Here is a 21,570-nt window from a genome sequence, read left to right on the forward strand (position 1 = left end):
TATATATACCCCTTGTAGGAGAAAAATTTAAAATGCCAAATGAAATGAAGCTTATTAATAGAATATGGCCTATTGTCGGTGTTTTTTTAGCATATCTCTCTTTAAACACTTTAGGAAAAACACAATGGGGTTTTGATGGAGAATTAATTGATACTCCCTTGAACTATTTTGAACAGACTCATCTGAGAGGAGTTTTATTATTTGGTCTATTTTTAATACCACTTGTTTGCATTTTTATCTGCTATCTTAGCATGCAGTATCTAGAATTATTTCTCAGCCATTATCCATCACCGAATAGCTATCCTTGGTATTTCAAAATTCCAATTGCATTTAATTTTTTTGAACCAACAGTTTCTTCTTTAACAAAATTATTAATTCAATCTGGGCTGTTTGGATTTTTCATAATTCTTCCAAACGCAACATATATTCAACAGCTTTATAAGTTTATTTTTAGTCATGTTAAACATGGAGAAAAAGTTGGCAGCCATTCCTTTAATTTGACATTTCAGCAGGCTTTAGATCTGACAGTACAACCTCCTAAACCTATTCATATTTTTGACTTTATATGTTCTCATAAAGTCATAATAGGTCATAATTATTCCTATGGTAAATTAACCTTTTTTCCTTTTATTATGCCTACTGTTATTATAATAATTTGTCTGCTGGCTCTAGCTTATTTCTTTATTTATTTGGACAAATTATTTAATAGACGACGAATTATTAATAAAATCATGTCTACCTTACAAGTTATAAGAAATACACTTAGATAAAGTATCAGGAATTAGCGAGCGTTATCTTTTGCTAATTTTTACTATCCTTTTTGCCACTGCTATTGAAAAGTACCGATTATGTAAAATACCAAGATATTCATTATCAAAATATTCGTTATATAAAAGATATACAACAAAACAATAATTTTATAATAGATATTACATACATTGTTTATCGCATAAGCTGCTAACCGAGTACTATAGAGTTTTTTAGTCTAATGAGGTACACAAGATTTTTACCCTCTTACCTCACTTCTCCTCCTGGGAGGGGTTAGGGGTGGGTTCCTCTTCTGACTTCACTGCTCCGAAGCTCCCAGCTCCGAAGCTCCCTAAAAACATGTACCTCACCTAATTGAAAACCGCTATAGTAGATTACTTCGTACCATACAAGCGATCGCCTGCATCCCCAAGTCCTGGAACAATATAGCCATGGTGATCTAAATCTTGATCAATAGCCGCCGTGTAAATCGCTACATCTGGATGCTGCTGTTGGAAATAGTCAAGCCCTTGCTGTGCTGCTAATAAGCACAGAAACTTAATTGACTTCGGGCTAACTTCCTTGAGTCGGTCAACAGCAGCAACGGCAGTATTACCTGTAGCTAACATCGGATCAACCACCAACACATCTCGCTGAGTCATATCATCGGGGAGTTTGAAATAATATTCGATGGGGACAAAGGTATGGGGGTCACGGTACAAACCGATATGACCGACACGAGACGATGGGATGAGTTCTAGAATACCATCTAACAGACCCTGTCCGGCTCGCATAATCGAGACAATAACCATCTTCTTTTCTGAAGCCAGCATCGGAGCTAGCATCGGCGAGATTGGTGTATTGATTGGTTCATACTTCAGGGGCAAATCCCGTGTTACCTCGTATGCCAACAATAACCCAACTTCTTTAAGGAGTTTACGAAATTTGGCTGTACTCGTTCCAGCCTGACGCATCAGGCTTAACTTATGCTGCACAAGGGGATGGTAAATTACTTTGACATTATTGATCATTATAGCGGTTTTCAATTGGGTGAGGTACAGAGTCTTGGGTTTTAGGGAACAGGGAACAGGGAACAGGGAACAGGGAACAGGGAAAAAATCCTGTGTACCTGATTAGGCTAGAAACAAATCATCTACCGACCACTGGGTACTAACCACACTCCTGGCTCCAGCACAGAGAAAACCGGTAGCTAGACTAAGCAAATCATCAGTAATTTTGGTAGGAGTGAAATTAACCTCGCAGGCTGAGACAACAACTTCGGAAAGATTGGGCATCCGCCAACCAGGAGTTAAAAGTTGACCCAGGGTCAGGGCACCATCTCCTAACCTTAACTGAGATTCCAACGGCTTCATGACGTTAGATTTGGCATGATGGCTGGAGTGGAGGATATGCACTTGCTGGGCTAAGGTTTGGTATGATTTGACCGTGGCATCCCGTCCTTGTAAGCGCTGCTCAGCAGGAACGTGATACATTTCCGCAACGGTTTTGCATTCAAAACTGCTAAAGGGCAGATCTTCCGTAGCATCTTCGACTATACCCATTTGCTGACCTTCAATTGCTGGGCGTTGGTGGCAATAGTGGAGGATTTGGCAACTGGGAACCAAGCGAATACCAAAGCGATCGCATAAGTAAGTAGTTTGGGTAACAGATTTAGTGGCAGAGGATTTGGAGGATTTGCTGCCCAAGACCATACCGCGAGTTTGGGGAAGAGAACTCTTTTCTTGCTCCGCTGGTAATAAACCCTCTTGCTCCTCACTTTTTAAGGGCAACGCAGCAAAAGGAATCTGATGTAAAAATATATGAGGCACAATAATCAACTCTTCAATCCCAGTCAGATACTGTCCCACCAGCTTTTCCAACTGCAAGCGCTCAGCAAGTTCCTGAAGAAAATCCCCCATCTTATGTTTCCATTCACTGTTTGAACCAACATAGGGAATAAACCAGTTTTATAAAATCCAATTCTGTAGTGCTTCTCCTCCCTGGCCTACACAAGTAAAAACTTGAGGACTGCGATCCTTGAGCAGGATAAAAATATGGGTATCCTTACCCGTTGTATAGAAACTGAGCAGAGCAGTGGTTGGTTCCTCGATTAACTGCTGCATTTGCTTCCAATCGAGATGATTCACTTGAATTTGTCCTGCCAAAACCGGGTCATAGCTGCGCAGTTGTTGCCAAACTTGCTGTTTTTGTGCCTCTAATGCCTGGATTTCTTTCTCGTATTTTAATAAAGCTTCCCTAGTCAAGGATTGACCAGATTGTTTCACTGCCATTTCCAATGACATGGTTTTATTAGGACTTCCTGCCAAAACTGGAACAGCCTCCGAAGCAGAACCAAAACGGAGGACATTGATACGCCGTTGCAGTTCCTCGTAGTCCTGCAAATGCTGTTCTAGTTCTGGGACAATTTCTCCCCCTTGGTAGAGTTCATTACTAGCCATCATATCTACCAACCGTTGAGCACGGGAACGTTCAGTATATTCCACTGCTTTCTCGATCTGCCCTAAGTTGAGGCAAGCTTGTACTATCTTGCCATATACCTCAATGGAATCAGCAATAATCTCTTGGCGACGCTCCTCATCAATTACCCAACTCCGGCTTTGTTCTATAGCTTTGATAGCTAGGGAGTAGCCTTCGATAGCTAGTTGCCAATTGTTATTTTTTAGAGCAAGGTTACCTAAATTTCGACTAGCTGTTAGGCAATTAATGGGGAAGTTTTCTGGAGTCCAAATTTCTAGGGCATGTTGATAAGCAGTAATGGCTTGTTCGATATTCTCAGCTCTATCTCCTTTTATTCTATCCGAGTAGGCATTGGCGAGATTGTTTTGAGTCATTGCCCAATCTTGGGGTAATGCTGACTTGGTACGGATTTGTAGGGCATGTTGATAAGCAGTGATAGCTTGTTCGATATTCTCGGCTCTATCTCTTTTTAGTCTATTATTGTAGGCAATACCGAGATTGTTTTGAGTCATTGCCCAATCTTGGGTAAATGCTGACTTGGTACAGATTTTTAGGGCATTTTCATAATAAGCGATGGCTTGTTCAATATTATCTGCTCTGTTCCCTTTGATTCTGATCTAGTAGGCAGCACCGAGATTGTTTTGAGTGCTTGCCCAATCTTGGGTAAATGCTGACTTGGTACGGATTTGTAGGGCATGTTGATAAGCAGTGATGGCTTGTTCGATACTCTCGGTTCTATCTCCTTTTATTCTATGATAGTAGGCATTACCGAGATTGTTTTGAGTGGTTGCCCAATCTTGGGTAAATGCTGACTTGGTACGGATTTGTAGGGCATTTTTAAAAGCAGTGATGGCTTGTTCGATATTCTCGACTCTATCTCCTTTTATTCTATTAATGTAGGCATTACCGAGATTGTCTTGAGTCATTGCCCAATCTTGGGAAAATGCTGACTTGGTATGGATTTGTAGGGCATGTTGAAAAGCAGTGATGGCTTGTTCGATATTCTCGGCTCTATCTCCTTTTATTCTATTAGTGTAGGCATTACCGAGATTGTTTTGAGTCATTGCCCACTCTTGGGAAAATGCTGACTTGGTATGGATTAGTAGGGCATGTTGATAAGCAGTGATGGCTTGTTCGATATTCTCGGCTCTATCTCCTTTTATTCTATCAGTGTAGGCATTACCGAGATTGTGTTGAGTGGTTGCCAAATCTTGGGGAAATGCTGACTTGGTACGGATTTCTAGGGCATGTTGACAAGCAGTGATGGCTTGTTCGATATTCTCGGCTCTATCTCCTTTTATTCTATTCTTGTAGGCAGCACCGAGATTGTTTTGAATATCTGCCCACTCTTGGGGAAATGCTGACTTGGTACGGATTTGTAGGGCATGTTGATAAGCAGCGATGGCTTGTTCGATATTATTGGCTCTATCTCCTTTTATTCTCTTATTGTAGGCATTGCCGAGATTGATGTGATTCCTTGCCCAATCTTGGGGTAATGCCTCCAAGGTTAAAACTGTGGCAACGGCTTCATAACTAGCAATGGCAATTTCTAGGTTATTAGCTATATCACCTAGAGGAAACTGTATAATCAAATTGCCGAATGTGCCAAGAACTCCAGCAAGATATTTAGCTTCTTCTGGCTGAAGTTTAGGGAGGGCTTCCCTTGCCCAAGATAGCAGTATCTGCCCTAAGTTTTCATCTAGCTTGTCAAGGTTCTGTTCCAGTAGGGGGTAAATGGATTGAGGACTATGGTCAGTTTCAACTGCCTGCAAGATGGACATTAGGAAATTGAAATAGTCTTCTAAAGGAACTTCAGTCGAATGAATCTTGAGTATCTCTGCTAAGTGCTGAGCAAAACTTCGCAACCAATTGGCATTGTTATCTCCATCCTCTTCCATTTGTGCTGCTACTGCTGCCATTATCTGCACCAACTCCTGATTCACTAGTTCTGTGTTGGCTTGCAGTATTTCCCCTTCCTGTCCTTTGGGGCATTGCAGCAGTTGTTGGATCAGGTTTAAATAAGCTTCAATTGCTTGTTCGTCCATATTTTCCTATTCTATTTCCTGTTACCTAATTCTAAGCAGATGCTTCTACTACCTGGAAAGAGCGATAAAATGCTTGCCAATTATTGCTATCTTCTGCCAACCTTGTCCACAATTCCTTAAGCCGTTTCGGATTCAACTTCGGAGCTGCTTCCTTTTGATTAGGCGTTAACCAAGGTAAATCTAAGGAATCGTCTAAGACAATAGCCAGAAACTCCTCTTGCCCTGTGCTATTAAATCTTATCTTTTCATTGTAATATGTTGCCCCTAGCTGAGGCATAAGTATTTTCTTGTCTTTGAGTCGATTAAGTGGAGCAAAAGCTTGGGAAGGACAGACTACATAGTTGCTATCTTCTAAACCGCGATTTAATAACAACACATGCTGTTGGTCACAATCTAGCTCCACATGTATATAGTAGGGAATGTTACAACCAATTACAGGTGGCTCGTCTCTATTCCCTGGGGGTACAACCAAGCCTCTGAGAGTAGGATCTGGAGTAAAACGAAGCCAATGGGAAGGAGATGCCGCTTTTTGAATCAGGGCTTGCCAAAGCCAATCCATTTGCCAGTAAGGAAATTTCTGCTGCCATAACCAGCCATAAGCAATTCGCCAGGGAGATTCTTTGTCATCCGCTGGTCTTCCTCGTTTATTCTCCCAATTTACCCCATGTTTGGCCATTTCCTCCCCAAACTGCTTTTTCAGCTTTTTCAGTACTTCGGCCAGGGTAGCATTAATGCTCTGTTCATTAAACGCTCCCAGTTTTTCGTCCATTTTGCGAGCAATCTCCACATTCTCTTCTTGCCAGTTTTCAGGACTAAAACGCAGTTGAAAGCATACTTTTTGGGTTTCGGAGCTTTTGGATATAGGGAAAATATGGTCAGCTATTTCTGCCAGAAAATGTTGTTGTTGAGATTGTTGGTTGGTCATGGTATTTATCATAAGAAAGGGAGCAGGGAGTAGGGAGCAGGGAGCAGGGAGTAGGGAGTAGGGAGTAGGGAGTAGGGAGTAGGGAGTAGGGTGGCACAGGCTTCTAGCCTGTGAAACTTAACTCTCATAAGCTGTTCGCGTAGCGTGCGCATAGCGCATTAGCTGATAGCTGACCGCTGAATGCTTAACTAAATTATGCCATGTAGATTGCGAATTGTGTTAGCTAATTAAAAATTTTTATTTGTTTTTATTTTAGCATATTTTAGTTTATTAGTTCATACTTAAAACGCCTATTTTTAAAGTATATTTTCCATTCAATACCGTCCCAAATTTTTATATCAAAGCCCTATACACCTATTTATTGAGTCAATAGGCTAGAAGTCAGAACCATTTATATTGACAATCATGGCTATGACCAAGAAGACTAATCGCAACCGAAAACGTTGGCTATTAATAGAGTTCGTTGTGGAGTTACTAGCTTTGTTCCTTGATGCAAACCTAATCATAGTCTTGAATCTTTGCTTGTTGATTTGGCGTTGGCTCAGGGAAGAAGAAGAGGAGTAGGGTCCATATCATAGTTGTAAAAAAGAAAGTAAGTGTGGGAAGGGTGGGGAGATGGGGAGTGTAAGGTAAACAGGATTTTTTCCCTCTTCCCTCTTACCTGCTCCCTGCTCCCTGCTCCCTGCTCCCTAAAACCTAGATATTTGTACCTCACAAGTCTTATAATTGCTATAGTTGTAGTCTACTACTTTTTTGATTAAACGCACCCTCAGCCCAATCTCAGCCATGAAATTCATCAGCCCCAAAACCGACTTTGCCTTTAAAAAAATCTTTGCCTCCCAGGAAAGTAAGCCGATTCTGATTAGCTTCCTGAATGCTCTTGTCTATCACAATCAACCTCTCATCGAAGATTTAGAAATTATTGATCCTTATCAGTCTTCTCCTCTGCCAATCCTCAAAGACTCTTTCCTCGATGTGAAAGCTAAGCTGAAGGATGGTTCTCTAGTGATTATTGAAATGCAGGTTTTGCAGGTAGAGTCTTTTGCTCGTCGAGTTTTGTATAACGCAGCTAAAGCTTACTCACTACAATTAGGTAAAGGGGAAGGCTACCGTTATCTCAAACCAGTGATTGCTCTGACCATTACCGATTTTATTATGTTTCCTGAGCATAATCAGGTAATTAATCATTTTGAGTTCCGAGAAAAAAGTACCAACATCAGCTACGTAGAAAATCACTTACAATTATTGTTTGTAGAGTTACCGAAGTTTGAGAAACAGTTGGAGGAGTTAGAAGAATTGGATGAGTTGTGGATGTATTTTTTAAAAAATGCCCCTTCCTTAGATACAGTCCCAGAGAAAATGGCACAACTCCCAGAGTTTAAACAGGCATTTGGGATTGCTTCTCAGGCGAATTTAACCAGGAAAGAGTTGGAGGAACTAGGAAAACGAGAAATGTTTATTCATGACCAACAAGGGCTGATTCTATTTGCTGAGAAACAAGGGAGAGAAAAAGGAATGAAACAAGGAATGAAACAAGGGAGAGAAGAAGGAATGAAACAAGGAATGAAACAAGGGAGAGAAGAAGGGGAGAAAGAAAAAGCCCAAACAATTGCACGCCAACTTTTGCCTCTTTTGGATGATGAAACGATTAGCCAAACTACTGGCATACCTGTAGAGGAAATTAGGAAGCTTCGCTGAACAAATCAAAAGGCAATAGACTAATGAAGAATTTAGAATGAAGAATTTAGAATGAAGAATGAAGAATGAATTTTTAGCATTAGCCAGTTTTGTAGGGTGGGCAAGGGGAGATAAATTGGTTGGAGCGCTTGGGTTGACCAATCACCTTGCCCACCAGGATTAACTGTGGCTAGCTCGCTTGGCTTTTGGCGTTGCTGAATCAACTAATGAATAGCAGTAGAGTGGGCATCTTGCCCGCTCGACCAGATATTGATAACGGGCAAGATGCCCGTTCCACCAAGATGCCCATTCTACAGGTGCGACCCAAGGGCGCGAGGGATTGCTCGCGCCCTTGGAGGCGCGCACCTACTCTTAAAACCAGATGATCGCGCATTCATTCGAAGATTCAGCAACGCCAACCCTGACGGGGTGTCAATCTCAGTAGTCTTAATCTCAGCCATGCTGACTTAAGTGATACTGACTTAAGGGATGCCAAACTCAGTGGGGCTGACTTGAGTGGGGCTGACTTGAGTGGGGCTGACTTGAGTGGCGCTAGCTTGATTTCAGCAAACTTAAGCCATGCTAATCTCAGTAATGCCCAAGTCACAGGAACTCGGTTTGGCAAAAATCCCGGTCTGCTTGAACAGACCAAGGATAACCTAATCAAGGGAGGAGGGATATGGGAACCTAGTATCACAGAAGTGCTTCTGGCATTGATCGAGTTAAATTAACCCATAAACTAGAGCAAGACCCCCGTTTTGCAGCTCGTTTTTATCGATTGCTTGCTGCTGCTATTGCTGATCGAATACACCTGACCACAATTAGCTTACTTTACTTCGAGAAAGAGTATCAGATAGAAGACCCGATGGCGACTCACCTGAAGATTGATGAACTAACAACCTCCAGTCACTATCGGTTCATGGCGAAACCGATTCATAAGGACTCGCTCAAAACCTATGAAAAAGTTATTTTAGACAAAACTAAGGCAGCGTTACTGATTAATGGGGTGATTGAATCGTGAGCTATCAGCTATCAGTTATCAGCTATCAGCTATCAGCTATCAGTTTATGCGCTACGCGCACGCTACTTGAGGTGCTATCAGCTTTTGAATAAAATAAGCTGAAAACTGATTAATGACGGCTGACGGCTGACCACTGATGGCTGACCACTGATGGCTGACCGCTGACCGCTGACCGCTGACCGCTGACCGCTGATAGCTAAAAATTAATCCTCTTTTTTAATCACTTTAAACTCATCTAGCAATTGCACCCAATTGATGGCATCTCTCTTATCATAAACCCACCCGATCAGATTGATATCTCCTGTTTCCCAAGCAAATTTCCACCAAGCATCTAACTGTTCCTCTGTAACATCTAATCCTATTATTTCATTTTTAAAAGTATCACTGGTAGGCTGACTGGAGTGATGCCCCTGGATAAACTGTTGCCAGTCAGCTACGGTAAACTTAAAATCGTAATCCTGTGCTACCTTAACTACCTCTTCTGGATTTATAGTAGCTATTAGCTGCTGTTTTAAATCTTCTTGTTGAGAAACAGCATGGAAAAATTGATCAACATTTTCTGTATAAATTATAGACATTAGGTATAAAAAATGCGTCACTTAGGGACGCCAATTAATCGACTTTACATCTATTATTATAAATAATTAGTCAGCTGTCAGCCGTCAGCCGTCAGTGGTCAGCCGTCAGCCGTCAGCCGTTGGCCTTGGCCTTTGGGCCACGCTACGCGAATGGCTGAAAACTGATAGCTGATAGCTGATAACTGATAACTGAATGCTTACTATTTTATTTCCAAGAAGATAAAGGTGGTGTCTCTAACAAGGCAGCACTAAGACTGTCGTGAATCTTGGCATTAGTTGCCAGAATCCGCCCAGAATTAATATCAATAGGACTGCGATCATAAGCGGTAACTTTACCACCAGCTTCTTCTAGGATAACGATGCCAGCCGCTACATCCCAAGGAGAAAGCCCTCGTTCCCAATAGCCATCCAATCGTCCAGTAGCAACATCACACAAATCGATGGATGCAGAACCACTACGGCGAACTCCTTGAGTCAGATGAGTCAGGTAACAGAACTCGGCATAGTTGTTATCGGAAGTCTGCCGCCGGTCATAGGCAAATCCAGTCACTAACAAGCTCTTACTCAGGTCAGAGACTTGGGAAACCTGGATTGGCTGACCATTGCAGGTTGCCCCTAAGCCCACAGCTGCACACAATAACTCATCCCGAAAGGGATTATATACTGCTCCCACCTGAGGCTTGCCGTCAATCAACAACCCCACAGAGGTAGCAGCAATGGGGTATTGATGGGCATAATTAGTAGTACCATCGAGGGGGTCAATCGCCCATAGGTATTTACTTTGATTGTCTCCCAGTTGACCCGATTCTTCTGCCAGAATCGAATGGTCTGGCACATCGTTTTTGAGTATATCTAAGACTACTGCTTCAGCTTCTTTATCAGCTGCAGTGACTAAATCTCCAGGACGTCCTTTCTCTTCTATAGTTTTGAGATTGCCCCAGTAAGTTTTCAAAACATCACCAGCAGCAGTGGCAGCTTTAGCGGCAATATCAAGGAAAGTTTGTAGTTGTTCGGAGGTATGTTCTGTCATTGAGCAGATAACCTGTAGTTTATCAATTGAGTCGGTAAGCAGTCAGCGGTTAGCGGTCAGCGGTCAGCGGTCAGCGGTCAGCGGTCAGCGGTCAGCGGTCAGCGGTCAGCGGTCAGCGGTCAGCGGTCAGCGGTCAGCGGTCAGCGGTCAGCGGTCAGCGGTCAGCGGTCAGCTGATTTTATTCAAAAGTACCTCAGCGTGGCACAGGCTTTGGCCTTGGCCAAAAGGCCACGCTACGCGAATGGCCACGCTGTGCGAACGACACTGTGACTGTACCAATAAGCACCTCAAGTAGCTTGGCCACAGGCCGAAAGCTGATAGCTGATAACTGATAGCTGATAGCTGATAGCTGATAGCTGATAGCTGATAGCTGATAACTGATAGCTGATAACTGATGGCTGATAGCTGATGACTAATAACTAATAACCACTAAGGATTTTGACGGCGAAATTCTGCTGGTGTCAAGCGCAAAGGCTGATCTGGGTTCCAAATCCCATAGCCCATAATTCTGGCGTATTCTTGAGCACGGGCTATTTTAGCATCATATTTGTTATTGGGGACTAGGGGTGAAGCTAAGGCACAGCCCTTAGCTACCAACTGCTCATTGACCAACACACCATCTAGCCATACATAGGCTAACCAGCGGCTATAGCGGTCTTTTTCCTCAACATCAAGCTCTAACATAACCGATTTTTGATCACCAGTTTCACTAATTTCACTGAGCATCTTCTGTAAACAGGTTTTCGCCTGATCTCCCCAAGGCTTTTGTTTCCAGCTTGGTGCCTCTATACCAATCATCCGGATTCGTGCCATTAATGGTGGATCTTGATTGGATATCAACACATCCACCGTGTGTCCACTGATCACCCGTTGCACTTGAGCTTCAATCTGGTTGGGGACATTTGTTAATTGGCATCCCCCAAGCAAGAGCAGAAAGCAACTAAGCAGGCTCCCCGCTCTACTGCACCTCTGCTCGGCTATTGTCCTAATCCTCATCCAGTGGCAGCCCAAACCGAACCTTCCCTTTAGCAAAATATCGACCAAACTGAAGTTCATAGACTTCATCTTCATCCTGAGTCTCTACCTCTAGGTCTGACCGGGGATAACTCACACATAATAGAGCATAGCCTTGGTCCCGCAATTGTGGAGATAGTCCCATGGCTTCCGGTTGGTAGACTTTTCCTGCCAATACTCGCACTGCGCAAGTGGTACAAGCTCCATTGCGGCAGGCAAAGGGTAGCTCTACACCCTGCTTTTCTGCGGAATGCAAGATATAGCGGTCAGTTGGCACGTTTACCTTGTGCTTAGCACCAGTTTGGCGATTATGAATCTGAATGGTGTACGATTGAGTCATTGACTTCGTATATAATTTTCTGTATAATAAGAAATCGGGCGATGAATTGAAAAAGATTCAAAGCTCCAACTGAATACTTTACCTGGAGAGGTGGCCGAGTGGTTGAAGGCGCAGCACTGGAAATGCTGTTTAGGGGCAACTTTAACGAGGGTTCGAATCCCTCCCTCTCCGTTCCAATTCAATCAATAATATCAGCATTCAGCGGTCAGCAGTCAGCGGTCAGCAGTCAGCCGTCAGCCGTCAGCCGTTAGCCGTCAGCCGTCAGCCTTGGCCTTTGGCCACGCTACTTGAGGTGCCGTCAGCCGTCAGCCGTCAGCTAAAAGCTCACGCTACTTGAGGTGCCGTCAGCAGACGTAACAGAGATTAAACCAATACTTACCTGGTAAGCTATCAGCTATTAGCTGATATAGCACTACGCGCTACTGTTAGGACATTCCTAAACTCCGAAACTTACTCATAGCTGACTTTTGACTTCTGACTTCTAACTTCTGACGCTAAGCGTAGCGCTATAGCTGATAGCTGATATAGCAGTCGCCAGGGCAGGCGCGGACATGACAAAAGTCTCAAACCTAAGTAAGCGCAAGAGTTTGACTTCTGACTTCTGACTTCTGACTTCTGACTTCTGACTTCTGACTTCTGACTTCTGACTTCTGCTATAGCTGATAGCTGATAGCTGATAACTGATAGCTGACCGAAATACAAACCTGAAAGTCAATTAAGACGGCTATTGCCTATAAAATTATTGAAGATCCCAATTATAGAACATCTAGCTGTAAGCCTTAAATGAAGCAGTTGATTCAAGGTCTGCATCAATTCCAGACCAATTACTTCCAGACCCACCGAGACCTATTTGAGTTACTGTCTCACGGGCAGCATCCCAGGATACTATTCATCACCTGTTCAGATTCTCGAATTGACCCGAGTCTGATTACTCAAACTGAGCCTGGTGAAATGTTCATCATCCGCAATGCCGGGAATATCATACCGCCTTATGGAGCAAGTAATGGCGGTGAACCAGCAGCAGTAGAGTATGCTATTTATGCCTTAGGCATTAATGAAATTGTCGTATGCGGTCACTATCGCTGTGGAGCGATGAAAGGTTTACTGAAAATCGACAAGCTAGAAGAGGACATGCCAGCCGTTTACCAATGGCTCAAGCATGCCGAAGCTACTCGCCGGATTATCAAAGAACACTATCAAGACTATGAAGGTGATGAACTCCTGAATGGGGCGGTGGAGGAAAATGTCCTTAACCAGCTACAAAATTTACGTACTTACCCAGTTATTCAATCTCGACTCAGAAGTGAGGAAATTCGGCTTCATGGCTGGGTCTATAAGATAGAAACGGGAGAGGTTCTGGAATATAGTCCACTGCAAAAGCAATTTGTACCACCTCAAACCCAGTTTTCAAGAGGAGCATGGATAACACCTCAGCAGCAAGCAAGAATTTATAAAGGTTCTCCAGAATAAACTCTAAACTAAGTAATAATAAACCAGAAAAAAAGTAGATGCAACCCTGATTAGAGGTGCTATAATCCAATTAGCATCATTTTTCCTCTTAGCCTCTGGTAAACTGTTGTCAGTAGTCGTCAACAGTTTACAGCCAACAGTTAAATCAGCTTCTTAGTTTACAACAACCTATTTGCAACCCTATGTGTAGATGCCCTGATAGTTGATTCCCTTTGGACTAGTTATTGTCCTACCGTCTTGATAACGTTAGTCAACAGAAGATCCGAAACTAGCTCGTTTATAACAGCCTCTATACTGCCGAGATTTCGGTTTAGATATTACTATAGTAGAAGCTATTTCAGGAATAAGATAACCGTACAATTGCGGAATTAGTTGAATAGCCTAATTGGGAACATTGAGCAATTTTACGGTTCTTTTGGTCATGGGTAATGGGTTAAGGGGAGTAGGGAGTAGGGAGTAGGGAGTAGGGAATCGGGAGTCGGGAGTAGGGAGTCGGGAGTCGGGAATCGGGAGTCGGGAGTCGGGAGTCGGGAGTAGAAATATGTCTTAAGCTTTACTTCGACTGCTATATCTTTGGTTCGGTATTAGTCGCGACGGGGAAATTGAAAAGCGGAGGAATAATAGCGAATGGAAGAATTAATGACTCTCAAGGAATTGCTCTACGAAGGCAAAATCCCTGAAGCCCTGGAACTGATTGAAGAATTGGAGGAGATGAGCAAATCGGATAAACTGAATAAACTATTTAGCTATGGAATTATTCTGCTGTTACATCTAATTAAAAAAGCTGCTGAAAAACGGACGACTAAATCTTGGGAAGTATCAATCCGTAATTCTGTTAAACAAATTCAACGTACTAATAAGCGCCACAAGGCTAAAGGAACTTATTTAACCGAAGAGGAATTATTAGAAACTTTAGAAGATGCCTATCAATCCGCACTAGACCGCGCTTCATTAGAAGCATTTGAAGGAAGTTATGAAGCTGAAGAAATTGCTAAAATGGTGGAGCGGGAGGAAATCATAAAAACAGCAATGGATTTGATTTTATAGGGCTGAATGCTTACATAATTTCTTACATAATTTTTGTTCAGAACTTCCCTACTCCCTACTCCCTACTCCCTACTCCCTACTCCCTACTCCCTACTCCCTACTCCCTGTTCCCTACTCCCTATTCCCTTTGCTACAAATATTAGCATTGATTACATCGATAAACTTAACTGAGAGCCAAGGGATGTCTTAGATACTTCAATCCTGGTCTGAAAGGCTTCTTTAAACTGAGGCATATGAGTCACGGTTAAAATACAAGCAAAATCGGATGCGATCGCATTAATTGCTGCAATCAATCGCTCACACCCCTCGGCATCTTGGGTGCCAAACCCCTCATCCACAATCAACATTTGTAAGGATGTGCCTGAGCGTTGAGCCAACAGTTGTGCTAATGCCAGACGAATGGCAAAATTAATCCGGAATGCTTCACCACCGGAATAGGTTTCATAAGGTCTAGTACCAGTGGCATCAGCAATTAAAATATCTAAGGTATCAATCAGTTTGGTTTTTTTCTTAGAAGACCGACTCCCGGCCTTTTGGGTAACAATTTGGATGTGTAACTGATTCCCAGTCAGTCTAGCCAAAATTTGATTGCTTTGGGCTTCTAGTTGAGGCAAAATATTCTCTATCATTAGAGCCTGGATGCCATTTTTGCCAAATGCGATCGCTAATTCCTGATGCACCCGATATTGCCGCTGGAGTTGTTGCAGCTTTTCGAGTTGCTGTTGATACTGAGTTTGTAGGGATTCCAGTTGCTGCAACCGTTGTTGGAGACGCCCCTGCTGGGATAGTTGTTTATCCATTTGCCGTCGGCGCTGCTTCATGCCCTGTTCTAAGGCTTGGATGTCCCTAGTAACATCAGGACTTTGTTCCATTTGCTTGACAATGTCCTCAATTTGTGTATTAACCTCCTTGAGATTAGAGCGTCTGCTCTGGAGGGTTTGATTTAGGTTTGCCAAGCGTTGACCGACTTGGGGCTGTTGCTCTTGGGCAGTTTGTAATTCCTGATAAGGCAGTTGCCAAGATTGGGCTTGACGCAAGGAGGCTCTAACCTGATTATGAGCATCCAAGTTATAGCCAATCTCAGCTATGTATCGATCTAGCTGATCCAATTGCTGCTTCAACGGGGAATTCGTTTGTAACTGATCCACCGAGGCTTGAAGAGTATCCAGCTTCTCTTGCAGCTGTGGTTTCTGGGCATCAATTTTTCCCTGACGCCGCCGTGCTTCTTCTAGCTTAGCCGAGTGGATTTCAGCCCAGCGCCAGCGGTCAACTTCCCCCCGTGCTAGAGCATGGGTTTGTTCATCGTAGTTGAGCTGTTGGACTCGGAGGTCGAGTTGCCTGAGTTCTTCGTGTAATTCTACCCCATAACCAGGAATACTAAGGGATTGTTGCAGTTCTTTCTTTTCCTCTGATACTTCATAGAGTCGGTCGTAAACTTCGTCAGTGGCTTCTAGTTGTGCTGCTAGTTGTCCCCGTTGTTCTAGCAACTCTTCATAAGGAGAGAGTTGTTTGGAAATTTGGGAGTATTCATGGCGCAACACCTGAAGTTCTCGTTCACAAACTGTTAGCTGCTCTCGTACTACCCAGAATTGATCTTGAACATCCTTGTGCTCGGCAGTCGTTTTCTGAATCACTCGGTCAGAATGGGCTGCATCTAGAGGCTGCTCGCATAAGGGACAAACTGCGTTCTGAACTTGCAGCAATTCGATTTTTTGGGTCAGTTCCCCCAGTAATTTTTCATAGCGACGTTGGTTTTCATGGAGGCGTTCTCGAAAGCCTCGACGTTCTAGTCCTTTGTCCTGTAACCGAGACAGGTAAACCCGCTTTTTCTCTAATTCCCCAAGTTCAGCCTCTAACTGAAGTGCCGCCTGTCTCAGCTGAGGTGTTGTTGCTACTTGCTGGGATAACTGTTTTTCAGAAGAAACCAGTTCTTCTAATTTGGCACTGAGTCTGGCTTGAACCCGGTCAAGTTCGCTTTGGATAGACCCACGGCGTTGCAACAAGGGAGAGACTTCTAGTTGCAGATTATCTAGCTGCTTGAGGCGTTCACGAGCTTGGTTAAGTTGTGCCAGGGCTGTAGCCACTTGCCCTGAACGGGAGAGAGTATCTTTAATATCTTGCTCTTGAGTACCCAAGGCTTCGAGTTGAGCTTGGATATCACGAATTTGCAGATTAAGTTGATTAATTTCTTGATTAAGCTGCTGTTGGAGTTGTTGTCGTTGCTGTTGCGCTTTCTGATAAGTCTGTAATTTGGCGGCAAGACTTTCTTCAAGTTCTTGTAGCTGGAGGTATTCGGCATAACCAGCAGTAATTTGTTGGTCTTGAGAGAGTAGTTCAGAAAGTTGTTGTTGTTGAGCAACAGCAGTAGCAATGTCTTGTTGTATGCGATCGCAATCTTGAGTAAGATTACGATATTGTGTCCTCACAAAGTTTAGCTGTTGTTCCCAGCTATTCCGCTGATGTCCAACAGCTTGTAGTTGTTTGAGTTGTTGCGCGTCTTGGTCTTGGTCTTGTTGCAGCTGGTGTAAGGCAGTTTCCAGGGTAGCTGTTTCTTTTGCGATCGCATCCCGTTCTCCCAGTTGTTCCTTAATACCCTGCAAACTTTGTTCTAGCTGTTCTACTTGACCTTTCAACTGCTTTGACAAATCCTTTGCCTGGTCTGCCAATTTTTCGTACTGGTCTAGTTTGAGCAAATCTGCCAGAATTTGTTTCCGTTCACTGGGACGCCTGACCATAAACTCATCGGCTCGACCTTGACGCAGGTAAGAGGAGTTGATAAAGGTATCGTAATCTAGCTTGAGATTCGCTATTATTAATAATTGAGTTGCTCGTACTCCTTTCTGGCTTAAACACTTAAAACCATTTGGTGTTTCCACTTGAAAGTCTAGGGAACTCCCCTGTTTCCGATGGCGAGTCCGAATAATTCGATGGGTTTGTTGATTATTTTGAAAAATAAAGTCTACTCGGACTTCCTTCGCCCCAGTATGGATGACATCGTTTTCTGAGGCAACACGGCTTTGTCCCCAAATCGCCCAGGTAATGGCTTCTAGCAGGGACGATTTCCCGGCTCCATTCTGACCACAAATACAGGCAGTGTGAAGACCCCGAAAGTCTAGAGTTGCGTCGCGGTAGCTGAGGAAGTTTTTTAGGGTTAGTTGGATAGGAATCATCTAGGTTCCACAAGCCTTACACACTTTGATTAGTGTAGCGACGTATATATCAGTTTTCTAGGTCTTGAACACTCATTTTTACAAAAATTAATAATTCCTCAGTAAGCAAAAAGTCTTAGCTAGACCATCAGTGGTCAGCGGTCAGCGGTCAGTGGTCAGTGGTCAGCGGTCAGCGGTCAGCGGTCAGCGGTCAGTGGTCAGCGGTCAGTGGTCAGTGGTCAGTGGTCAGTGGTTAGCCGTCAGCCGTTGGCCAATGGCTGAGAGCTGATAGCTGAGAGCTGATAGCTGAGAGCTGATAGCACCTCAAGTAGCGTGCGTGGCACAGGCTTCTAGCCTGTGAGGTAGCGCATATGCTTACGCCATTTCGGTTTTGGAACCATGTTCCATAGTGAACTCGATCAGGCGTACTATTAATTTAAGTAGGATGAATCTAATCGGACATCGAAACTGGGGTAAACATTATGTCAAAAGCTACGGTGCAATATACAACCAAGGATTTAAAGGAACTCGGCTTTTTCGTTGAAGTCCCCGGCAGAACCGACAATGCCAAAAACAGAGCCAAAGCCCTCGAAGAGATTCAACGGCGCATGGAAGACTCAGAAGACACTACCGTCAATGAGGATAGCTTTGCCGATGGCTTGAGTGCTGAGGATTTGATTTTAGTTGAGCCACTAGCTACCGATAGTAAAGATGGTGAGGAAGCAGAGATTATTCAGTCAGTAAAAGCGATCGCATCTTTAGCAAGTTTAAGGGTGAATTTGGAACAAGCTTACCAACAAGCGGTGGAATTACGGCCAGTGATCGAAGCCTTATTTTCCCCAGACCCCCTGACACCGGAACATATGAAACTGGCAACGGATAGAAATTTTGCCAAAACCTTAACAAAATTTGCTGAAGCTAAAGCCGCTCACGATCAGTATTTGCCCATTGCCAAAGAAGCTTGGGAAATATTAGCTCCCGCTTTGCCACCATCTCAGCATCAAGCTAATCCTCTAGGCTCGGAAGTAGTAGAGCATACTGAGAGTAATGGCAAAAAGGGTGTGACTGTGAATGAGTCATGAAACCTATGCCTAGAGGCAGGGGCTTCTAAAATTGTTTTCTAAAATTGTTTAGGTGGGGAGGGTTGAATCAGTCCCTATGCCGGATGTAATGGTATTTTTTTACTTTCCCCTCTTCCCTACTTCCCACGTCCAGAATTTTTCCCAAACCTGGCCTCTTGGACGCTACTACCAATGCCCTGAATTACACCACGAACCACTAGACCAATACTTCTACCAAAGACTTGGGTCAACAGATACACCACACCATTACCAATCCAAGTGACAGCCGCTTGCACACGGGGAGAAAGAGCATCCCGTAGCTCATAGGCTAAAGTCACAGCTAGCTGGAAACCTCCCAGCTGTTCTAATTCTCGACGCCGGGGAGCATAGATACTGGTTTGTTTAATGCCAGTGTCAGTTAGGATAAATAAATCATATCGACTCTCGAAAATTGCTTGTGGCTCACCAAATAGTTTATCTTGGCGATATCGCCAGGAGAGATTATTGCGAAATCGAGCAATTTCCCGAGATGACATTAGATTTTTATGATAAAAATTTACCTTAATAATTTCTACATCAGCCAATTGATTTAATAACGGTTGAATCACCCCATTAGCAATTTGGATAATTAAATTGTCCAGGATAAATTCTGACCGTTGAATTGCTTCAGGGGTGTGGGCTGGATAAGAGACATTATCAATGATTAATGAGCTCTCAAATAGTCGATGACCTAATAAATCAATTACTAGAGGAATTTTATCAAGAATTTCTTTTTTGACGATGGGATAGTTACCAAGCAAAATAGTGACAACTTCTAGTTGAGTATTGTCCGTGTACAAGGTATAATACTTTCCGAAGAAATCTGTAACTGATGCTTCCCACAGATCTTTCAGAATCAGCTGTTGCTTCTGAGGTAACTGTTCCAGTGTTACTTGAGACAAGCGCAAATCTTCAACCAGCTCTTCAAAGGTTTGGAAGACTAAACCAAGTAACTCTGCTCTTTTCTCTACTTGGAGAATGTCAATTTCTAGGGGAACACCAGAGAGGTTGGATAAACCAGATTGAAGTTTTACCATTGTCCGGTTCATTGTCCGGTCAAATATCTGCTCAACTAGTGGTGGCTTAGGGCTAAGCTGGGATTGAGCCATTGGCGCAACAGTCAGTGACCTTTCCGGTTTAGGCATTGGGACTAAGGAATTGTCCCGTGACGGTTCCACCAGAATGATGCTAGCAGGTAATAGCTGATCCNCCACCAAGATGCCCATTCTACGGCAAGATGCCCATTGCACAAAACTTTTAAAATCATTCCATTATTAAGCAACGCCGGATTTTTTACCACTCCCCCCACTCCCCACATTCTTACTCCGACTCCCGACTCCCGACTCGCTCAGTAGTCAGTAGCCGCTAAATCTTATCAATTGTAGTAATGCTGGTAAGGGTGTTGCCAAATTTCAGGCACGAAGAATTGCTAAACCCTTTATCTGAAAAGGTTTTTCAGTCCCTGTTTCCTAAGGGCGGAAGTTCCCTCCTGGGTGCAGCGCTATAACTTTCAGCTCTATTCCTCTGGAAAATTTTTGGATAAATTTCTGATAAGCCATTAAAAATATTCTATTATAATGAGTAAAGTTCCTCTTCTACACACTGACCTAATCATCTACTATAGGGTCAAGTATATAGTCAAATCAGGTAATTGAAAGGATTTATCTGGCATTCGACCGTCTAAGGTAGTTTACAAAATTCCCAAACTAATCGATAATTTATTTCGATAGCAGTAGGTATGGTAACTCAGGTGCTGGATTACCATACCTACTGCATAAGTTTAGCGACAATCCTAAGGAGAGAAAGTAGTAGTTGCTGATGAACATCAATAGAAGAAATATCTTACTAGCAGGTGGTACAGCCATGGCGGCTTACACCTTGGGTGAACTGGGTAAACCTCGTAGAGCAGCCGCCCAGAATGAGGTAGTCAATGTCTACTCCTCTCGTCACTACAAGACCGATGATGACTTGTACGACAACTTCACCCGCATCACTGGTATTGAAGTGAATCTGATTGAGGGGAAAGCAAATCCATTAATAGAACGGATTAAAAGTGAGGGGGCGAATAGCCCAGCTGATGTCTTAATCACTGTTGACGCTGGTCGTCTGTGGAAAGCTGACCAGGCTGGTATTTTTGCCCCGGTTAATTCATCGGAACTCAACGCCAAGATTCCCGCTAACCTGCGACACCCTCAAAATCACTGGTTTGGGTTCACTAAGCGAGCGCGGGTGATTATGTATAATAAAAACAGAGTCAACCCTGCGGATCTGTCAACTTACGAAAATCTGGCTGATCCCAAATGGCAAGGTCGCATTGCTATCCGCTCATCAAGCAACGTCTATAATCAATCTCTGGTTGCGTCACTGATTGCCAGCCTGGGTGTACCAGCAGTAAAATCATGGGTCGAGAGCTTTGTGGGTAACTTTGCTCGCAAGCCTCAGGGTAATGATCGAGCCCAAATTGAAGCGGTTGCTGCTGGGATTGCGGATATTGCGATCGCAAATACCTATTATCTACCTCGCTATATTAAATCCGATGAACCTGCCAAGCAGGCGATATTCAAGAAAGTTGGTGTATTTTTCCCCAATCAGCAAAACCGGGGTGCCCACATTAATATCAGTGGTGGCGGCTTGGTGAAAACAGCTCCTAATCCAGGAAATGCTATCAAATTCTTAGAGTATCTAACCAGCCCTACCGCTCAGACCTTCTTTGCTCAAGCTAATAGCGAATATCCAGTGGTTCCTGGAACACCGATTGATCCGGTACTTGCGGGCTTTGGTTTTCCTTTCAAGGAAGATCCCACCAGTGTTTCCAAATATGGTCCCAATAGTGCTACAGCAGTTCAACTGATGGATATTGCTGGTTGGGTATAACAGTTGTAAATTAGGTGAAGTACTGTCGTATTAGGGAGTAGGGAGTAGGGAGTCGGGAGTAGCGCGCAGAAAGCA

General features: G+C 43.5%; 21 protein-coding genes, 1 tRNA gene and 3 pseudogenes. 13 read left to right on the plus strand and 12 right to left on the minus strand.

Annotated features, from left to right (window positions below):
* Positions 1–32 precede the first annotated feature (32 nt).
* Positions 33–770, plus strand: coding sequence for a hypothetical protein (locus tag F6K51_RS09725; RefSeq protein ID WP_293019895.1), 738 nt, complete (start codon positions 33–35; stop codon positions 768–770).
* A 372-nt stretch (positions 771–1,142) separates the two neighbouring features.
* On the opposite strand, the gene upp is transcribed toward F6K51_RS09725, so the two are convergent.
* The 6 genes from upp to F6K51_RS09755 all read right to left on the minus strand — a co-directional run bounded on the left by upp (position 1,143) and on the right by F6K51_RS09755 (position 6,347).
* Positions 1,143–1,778 carry a uracil phosphoribosyltransferase gene (gene upp, locus F6K51_RS09730; protein ID WP_293019896.1) on the minus strand — a complete coding sequence of 212 codons (636 nt, stop codon included), beginning with the start codon at positions 1,776–1,778 and terminating at the stop codon, positions 1,143–1,145.
* Positions 1,779–1,880: 102 nt separating this feature from the next.
* Positions 1,881–2,666: a CHAT domain-containing protein gene (locus tag F6K51_RS09735; RefSeq protein WP_293019897.1), complete on the minus strand. Its 786-nt coding sequence runs from the start codon at positions 2,664–2,666 to the stop codon at positions 1,881–1,883.
* Between the two features lie 48 nt (positions 2,667–2,714).
* A complete protein-coding gene (locus F6K51_RS09740) occupies positions 2,715–3,842 on the minus strand; it encodes a tetratricopeptide repeat protein (RefSeq protein ID WP_365939935.1) in 1,128 nt (375 codons plus the stop codon).
* Positions 3,843–5,270 carry a tetratricopeptide repeat protein gene (locus tag F6K51_RS09745; RefSeq protein ID WP_293019898.1) on the minus strand — a complete coding sequence of 476 codons (1,428 nt, stop codon included), beginning with the start codon at positions 5,268–5,270 and terminating at the stop codon, positions 3,843–3,845.
* A 31-nt stretch (positions 5,271–5,301) separates the two neighbouring features.
* Positions 5,302–6,195, minus strand: a complete 894-nt coding sequence (locus tag F6K51_RS09750; RefSeq protein WP_293019899.1) for a hypothetical protein — start codon at positions 6,193–6,195, stop codon at positions 5,302–5,304.
* 8 nt (positions 6,196–6,203) lie between these two features.
* Positions 6,204–6,347, minus strand: coding sequence for a hypothetical protein (locus tag F6K51_RS09755; protein WP_293019900.1), 144 nt, complete (start codon positions 6,345–6,347; stop codon positions 6,204–6,206).
* A 634-nt stretch (positions 6,348–6,981) separates the two neighbouring features.
* Between F6K51_RS09755 and F6K51_RS09760 the strand changes: the two genes are divergently transcribed.
* From F6K51_RS09760 to F6K51_RS09770, 3 genes and pseudogenes are all read left to right on the plus strand, one after another.
* Positions 6,982–7,893 carry an Rpn family recombination-promoting nuclease/putative transposase gene (locus tag F6K51_RS09760; RefSeq protein ID WP_293020033.1) on the plus strand — a complete coding sequence of 304 codons (912 nt, stop codon included), beginning with the start codon at positions 6,982–6,984 and terminating at the stop codon, positions 7,891–7,893.
* Between the two features lie 416 nt (positions 7,894–8,309).
* Positions 8,310–8,603, plus strand: a pseudogene (locus tag F6K51_RS09765) (pentapeptide repeat-containing protein); the annotation flags it as partial.
* A gap of 47 nt (positions 8,604–8,650) precedes the next feature.
* Entirely contained in the window at positions 8,651–8,893 is a 243-nt protein-coding gene (locus F6K51_RS09770) for a hypothetical protein (protein WP_293019902.1), read from the plus strand.
* A gap of 203 nt (positions 8,894–9,096) precedes the next feature.
* On the opposite strand, the gene F6K51_RS09775 is transcribed toward F6K51_RS09770, so the two are convergent.
* A complete protein-coding gene (locus tag F6K51_RS09775) occupies positions 9,097–9,471 on the minus strand; it encodes a Nif11-like leader peptide family natural product precursor (RefSeq protein ID WP_293019904.1) in 375 nt (124 codons plus the stop codon).
* Positions 9,472–9,676: 205 nt separating this feature from the next.
* Positions 9,677–10,501, minus strand: coding sequence for an inositol monophosphatase family protein (locus tag F6K51_RS09780; RefSeq protein WP_293019906.1), 825 nt, complete (start codon positions 10,499–10,501; stop codon positions 9,677–9,679).
* Here F6K51_RS09780 and F6K51_RS38385 point away from each other — a divergent pair.
* Together F6K51_RS38385 and F6K51_RS38390 are read left to right on the plus strand one after the other, a co-directional pair.
* Positions 10,440–10,610: pseudogene (locus F6K51_RS38385) on the plus strand (hypothetical protein); the annotation flags it as partial. The gene F6K51_RS09780 and the pseudogene F6K51_RS38385 sit on opposite strands and share 62 nt — an antisense overlap.
* Positions 10,595–10,771 (plus strand): annotated as a pseudogene (locus F6K51_RS38390) (hypothetical protein); the annotation flags it as partial. The pseudogenes F6K51_RS38385 and F6K51_RS38390, both read left to right, overlap by 16 nt.
* Positions 10,772–10,930: 159 nt before the next feature.
* On the opposite strand, the gene F6K51_RS09790 reads toward F6K51_RS38390, so the two are convergent.
* Together F6K51_RS09790 and F6K51_RS09795 are read right to left on the minus strand one after the other, a co-directional pair.
* Entirely contained in the window at positions 10,931–11,497 is a 567-nt protein-coding gene (locus F6K51_RS09790) for a thermonuclease family protein (protein ID WP_293019908.1), read from the minus strand.
* Positions 11,487–11,855: a 2Fe-2S iron-sulfur cluster-binding protein gene (locus F6K51_RS09795; RefSeq protein WP_075905329.1), complete on the minus strand. Its 369-nt coding sequence runs from the start codon at positions 11,853–11,855 to the stop codon at positions 11,487–11,489. Before F6K51_RS09795 ends, F6K51_RS09790 begins: the two co-directional genes overlap by 11 nt.
* An 84-nt stretch (positions 11,856–11,939) precedes the next feature.
* On the opposite strand from F6K51_RS09795, the gene F6K51_RS09800 reads away from it, so the two are divergent.
* The 4 genes from F6K51_RS09800 to F6K51_RS09815 all read left to right on the plus strand — a co-directional run bounded on the left by F6K51_RS09800 (position 11,940) and on the right by F6K51_RS09815 (position 14,543).
* Positions 11,940–12,026, plus strand: a tRNA-Ser gene (locus F6K51_RS09800).
* A 612-nt stretch (positions 12,027–12,638) separates the two neighbouring features.
* Positions 12,639–13,325, plus strand: coding sequence for a carbonic anhydrase (locus tag F6K51_RS09805; RefSeq protein WP_293019912.1), 687 nt, complete (start codon positions 12,639–12,641; stop codon positions 13,323–13,325).
* 627 nt (positions 13,326–13,952) lie between these two features.
* A complete protein-coding gene (locus F6K51_RS09810; RefSeq protein ID WP_293019914.1) occupies positions 13,953–14,372 on the plus strand; it encodes a DUF29 family protein in 420 nt (139 codons plus the stop codon).
* A gap of 33 nt (positions 14,373–14,405) precedes the next feature.
* Positions 14,406–14,543, plus strand: coding sequence for a hypothetical protein (locus F6K51_RS09815; protein ID WP_293019916.1), 138 nt, complete (start codon positions 14,406–14,408; stop codon positions 14,541–14,543).
* Here the strand turns inward: F6K51_RS09815 and sbcC are convergent.
* Positions 14,522–17,542, minus strand: a complete 3,021-nt coding sequence (gene sbcC, locus F6K51_RS09820) for an exonuclease subunit SbcC (RefSeq protein ID WP_293019918.1) — start codon at positions 17,540–17,542, stop codon at positions 14,522–14,524. The two genes, F6K51_RS09815 and sbcC, sit on opposite strands and share 22 nt — an antisense overlap.
* A gap of 130 nt (positions 17,543–17,672) precedes the next feature.
* Between sbcC and F6K51_RS09825 the strand changes: the two genes are divergently transcribed.
* The gene (locus F6K51_RS09825) at positions 17,673–17,810 is read left to right on the plus strand and encodes a hypothetical protein (protein WP_293019920.1); all 138 of its coding nucleotides are present in this window, start codon (positions 17,673–17,675) and stop codon (positions 17,808–17,810) included.
* Positions 17,811–18,003: 193 nt separating this feature from the next.
* Positions 18,004–18,603: a hypothetical protein gene (locus F6K51_RS09830; protein ID WP_293019922.1), complete on the plus strand. Its 600-nt coding sequence runs from the start codon at positions 18,004–18,006 to the stop codon at positions 18,601–18,603.
* A 116-nt stretch (positions 18,604–18,719) separates the two neighbouring features.
* Here the strand turns inward: F6K51_RS09830 and F6K51_RS09835 are convergent, their stop codons facing one another.
* Entirely contained in the window at positions 18,720–19,871 is a 1,152-nt protein-coding gene (locus F6K51_RS09835; RefSeq protein ID WP_293019924.1) for a DUF3685 domain-containing protein, read from the minus strand.
* Between the two features lie 568 nt (positions 19,872–20,439).
* On the opposite strand from F6K51_RS09835, the gene F6K51_RS09840 reads away from it, so the two are divergent.
* Complete coding sequence (locus F6K51_RS09840) at positions 20,440–21,495, plus strand: Fe(3+) ABC transporter substrate-binding protein (protein WP_293019927.1); 1,056 nt, start codon at positions 20,440–20,442, stop codon at positions 21,493–21,495.
* The last annotated feature ends 75 nt before the right edge of the window (positions 21,496–21,570 follow it).

It is taken from the genome of Moorena sp. SIO3I8, assembly GCF_010692325.1.
GTDB lineage: Bacteria > Cyanobacteriota > Cyanobacteriia > Cyanobacteriales > Coleofasciculaceae > Moorena.

Excerpts from the sequence above, each read along its gene's own strand:
- F6K51_RS09795 (WP_075905329.1), bottom strand. The coding sequence starts at position 11,855 with ATGACTCAATCGTACACCATTCAGATTCATAATCGCCAAACTGGTGCT.
- F6K51_RS09810 (WP_293019914.1), top strand. The coding sequence starts at position 13,953 with ATGGAAGAATTAATGACTCTCAAGGAATTGCTCTACGAAGGCAAAATC.
- F6K51_RS09745 (WP_293019898.1), bottom strand. The coding sequence starts at position 5,270 with ATGGACGAACAAGCAATTGAAGCTTATTTAAACCTGATCCAACAACTG.
- F6K51_RS09790 (WP_293019908.1), bottom strand. The coding sequence starts at position 11,497 with ATGAGGATTAGGACAATAGCCGAGCAGAGGTGCAGTAGAGCGGGGAGC.
- F6K51_RS09725 (WP_293019895.1), top strand. The coding sequence starts at position 33 with ATGCCAAATGAAATGAAGCTTATTAATAGAATATGGCCTATTGTCGGT.
- upp (WP_293019896.1), bottom strand. The coding sequence starts at position 1,778 with ATGATCAATAATGTCAAAGTAATTTACCATCCCCTTGTGCAGCATAAG.
- sbcC (WP_293019918.1), bottom strand. The coding sequence starts at position 17,542 with ATGATTCCTATCCAACTAACCCTAAAAAACTTCCTCAGCTACCGCGAC.
- F6K51_RS09755 (WP_293019900.1), bottom strand. The coding sequence starts at position 6,347 with ATGCGCACGCTACGCGAACAGCTTATGAGAGTTAAGTTTCACAGGCTA.
- F6K51_RS09780 (WP_293019906.1), bottom strand. The coding sequence starts at position 10,501 with ATGACAGAACATACCTCCGAACAACTACAAACTTTCCTTGATATTGCC.
- F6K51_RS09830 (WP_293019922.1), top strand. The coding sequence starts at position 18,004 with ATGTCAAAAGCTACGGTGCAATATACAACCAAGGATTTAAAGGAACTC.
- F6K51_RS09735 (WP_293019897.1), bottom strand. The coding sequence starts at position 2,666 with ATGGGGGATTTTCTTCAGGAACTTGCTGAGCGCTTGCAGTTGGAAAAG.
- F6K51_RS09760 (WP_293020033.1), top strand. The coding sequence starts at position 6,982 with ATGAAATTCATCAGCCCCAAAACCGACTTTGCCTTTAAAAAAATCTTT.
- F6K51_RS09750 (WP_293019899.1), bottom strand. The coding sequence starts at position 6,195 with ATGACCAACCAACAATCTCAACAACAACATTTTCTGGCAGAAATAGCT.
- F6K51_RS09840 (WP_293019927.1), top strand. The coding sequence starts at position 20,440 with ATGAACATCAATAGAAGAAATATCTTACTAGCAGGTGGTACAGCCATG.
- F6K51_RS09775 (WP_293019904.1), bottom strand. The coding sequence starts at position 9,471 with ATGTCTATAATTTATACAGAAAATGTTGATCAATTTTTCCATGCTGTT.
- F6K51_RS09805 (WP_293019912.1), top strand. The coding sequence starts at position 12,639 with ATGAAGCAGTTGATTCAAGGTCTGCATCAATTCCAGACCAATTACTTC.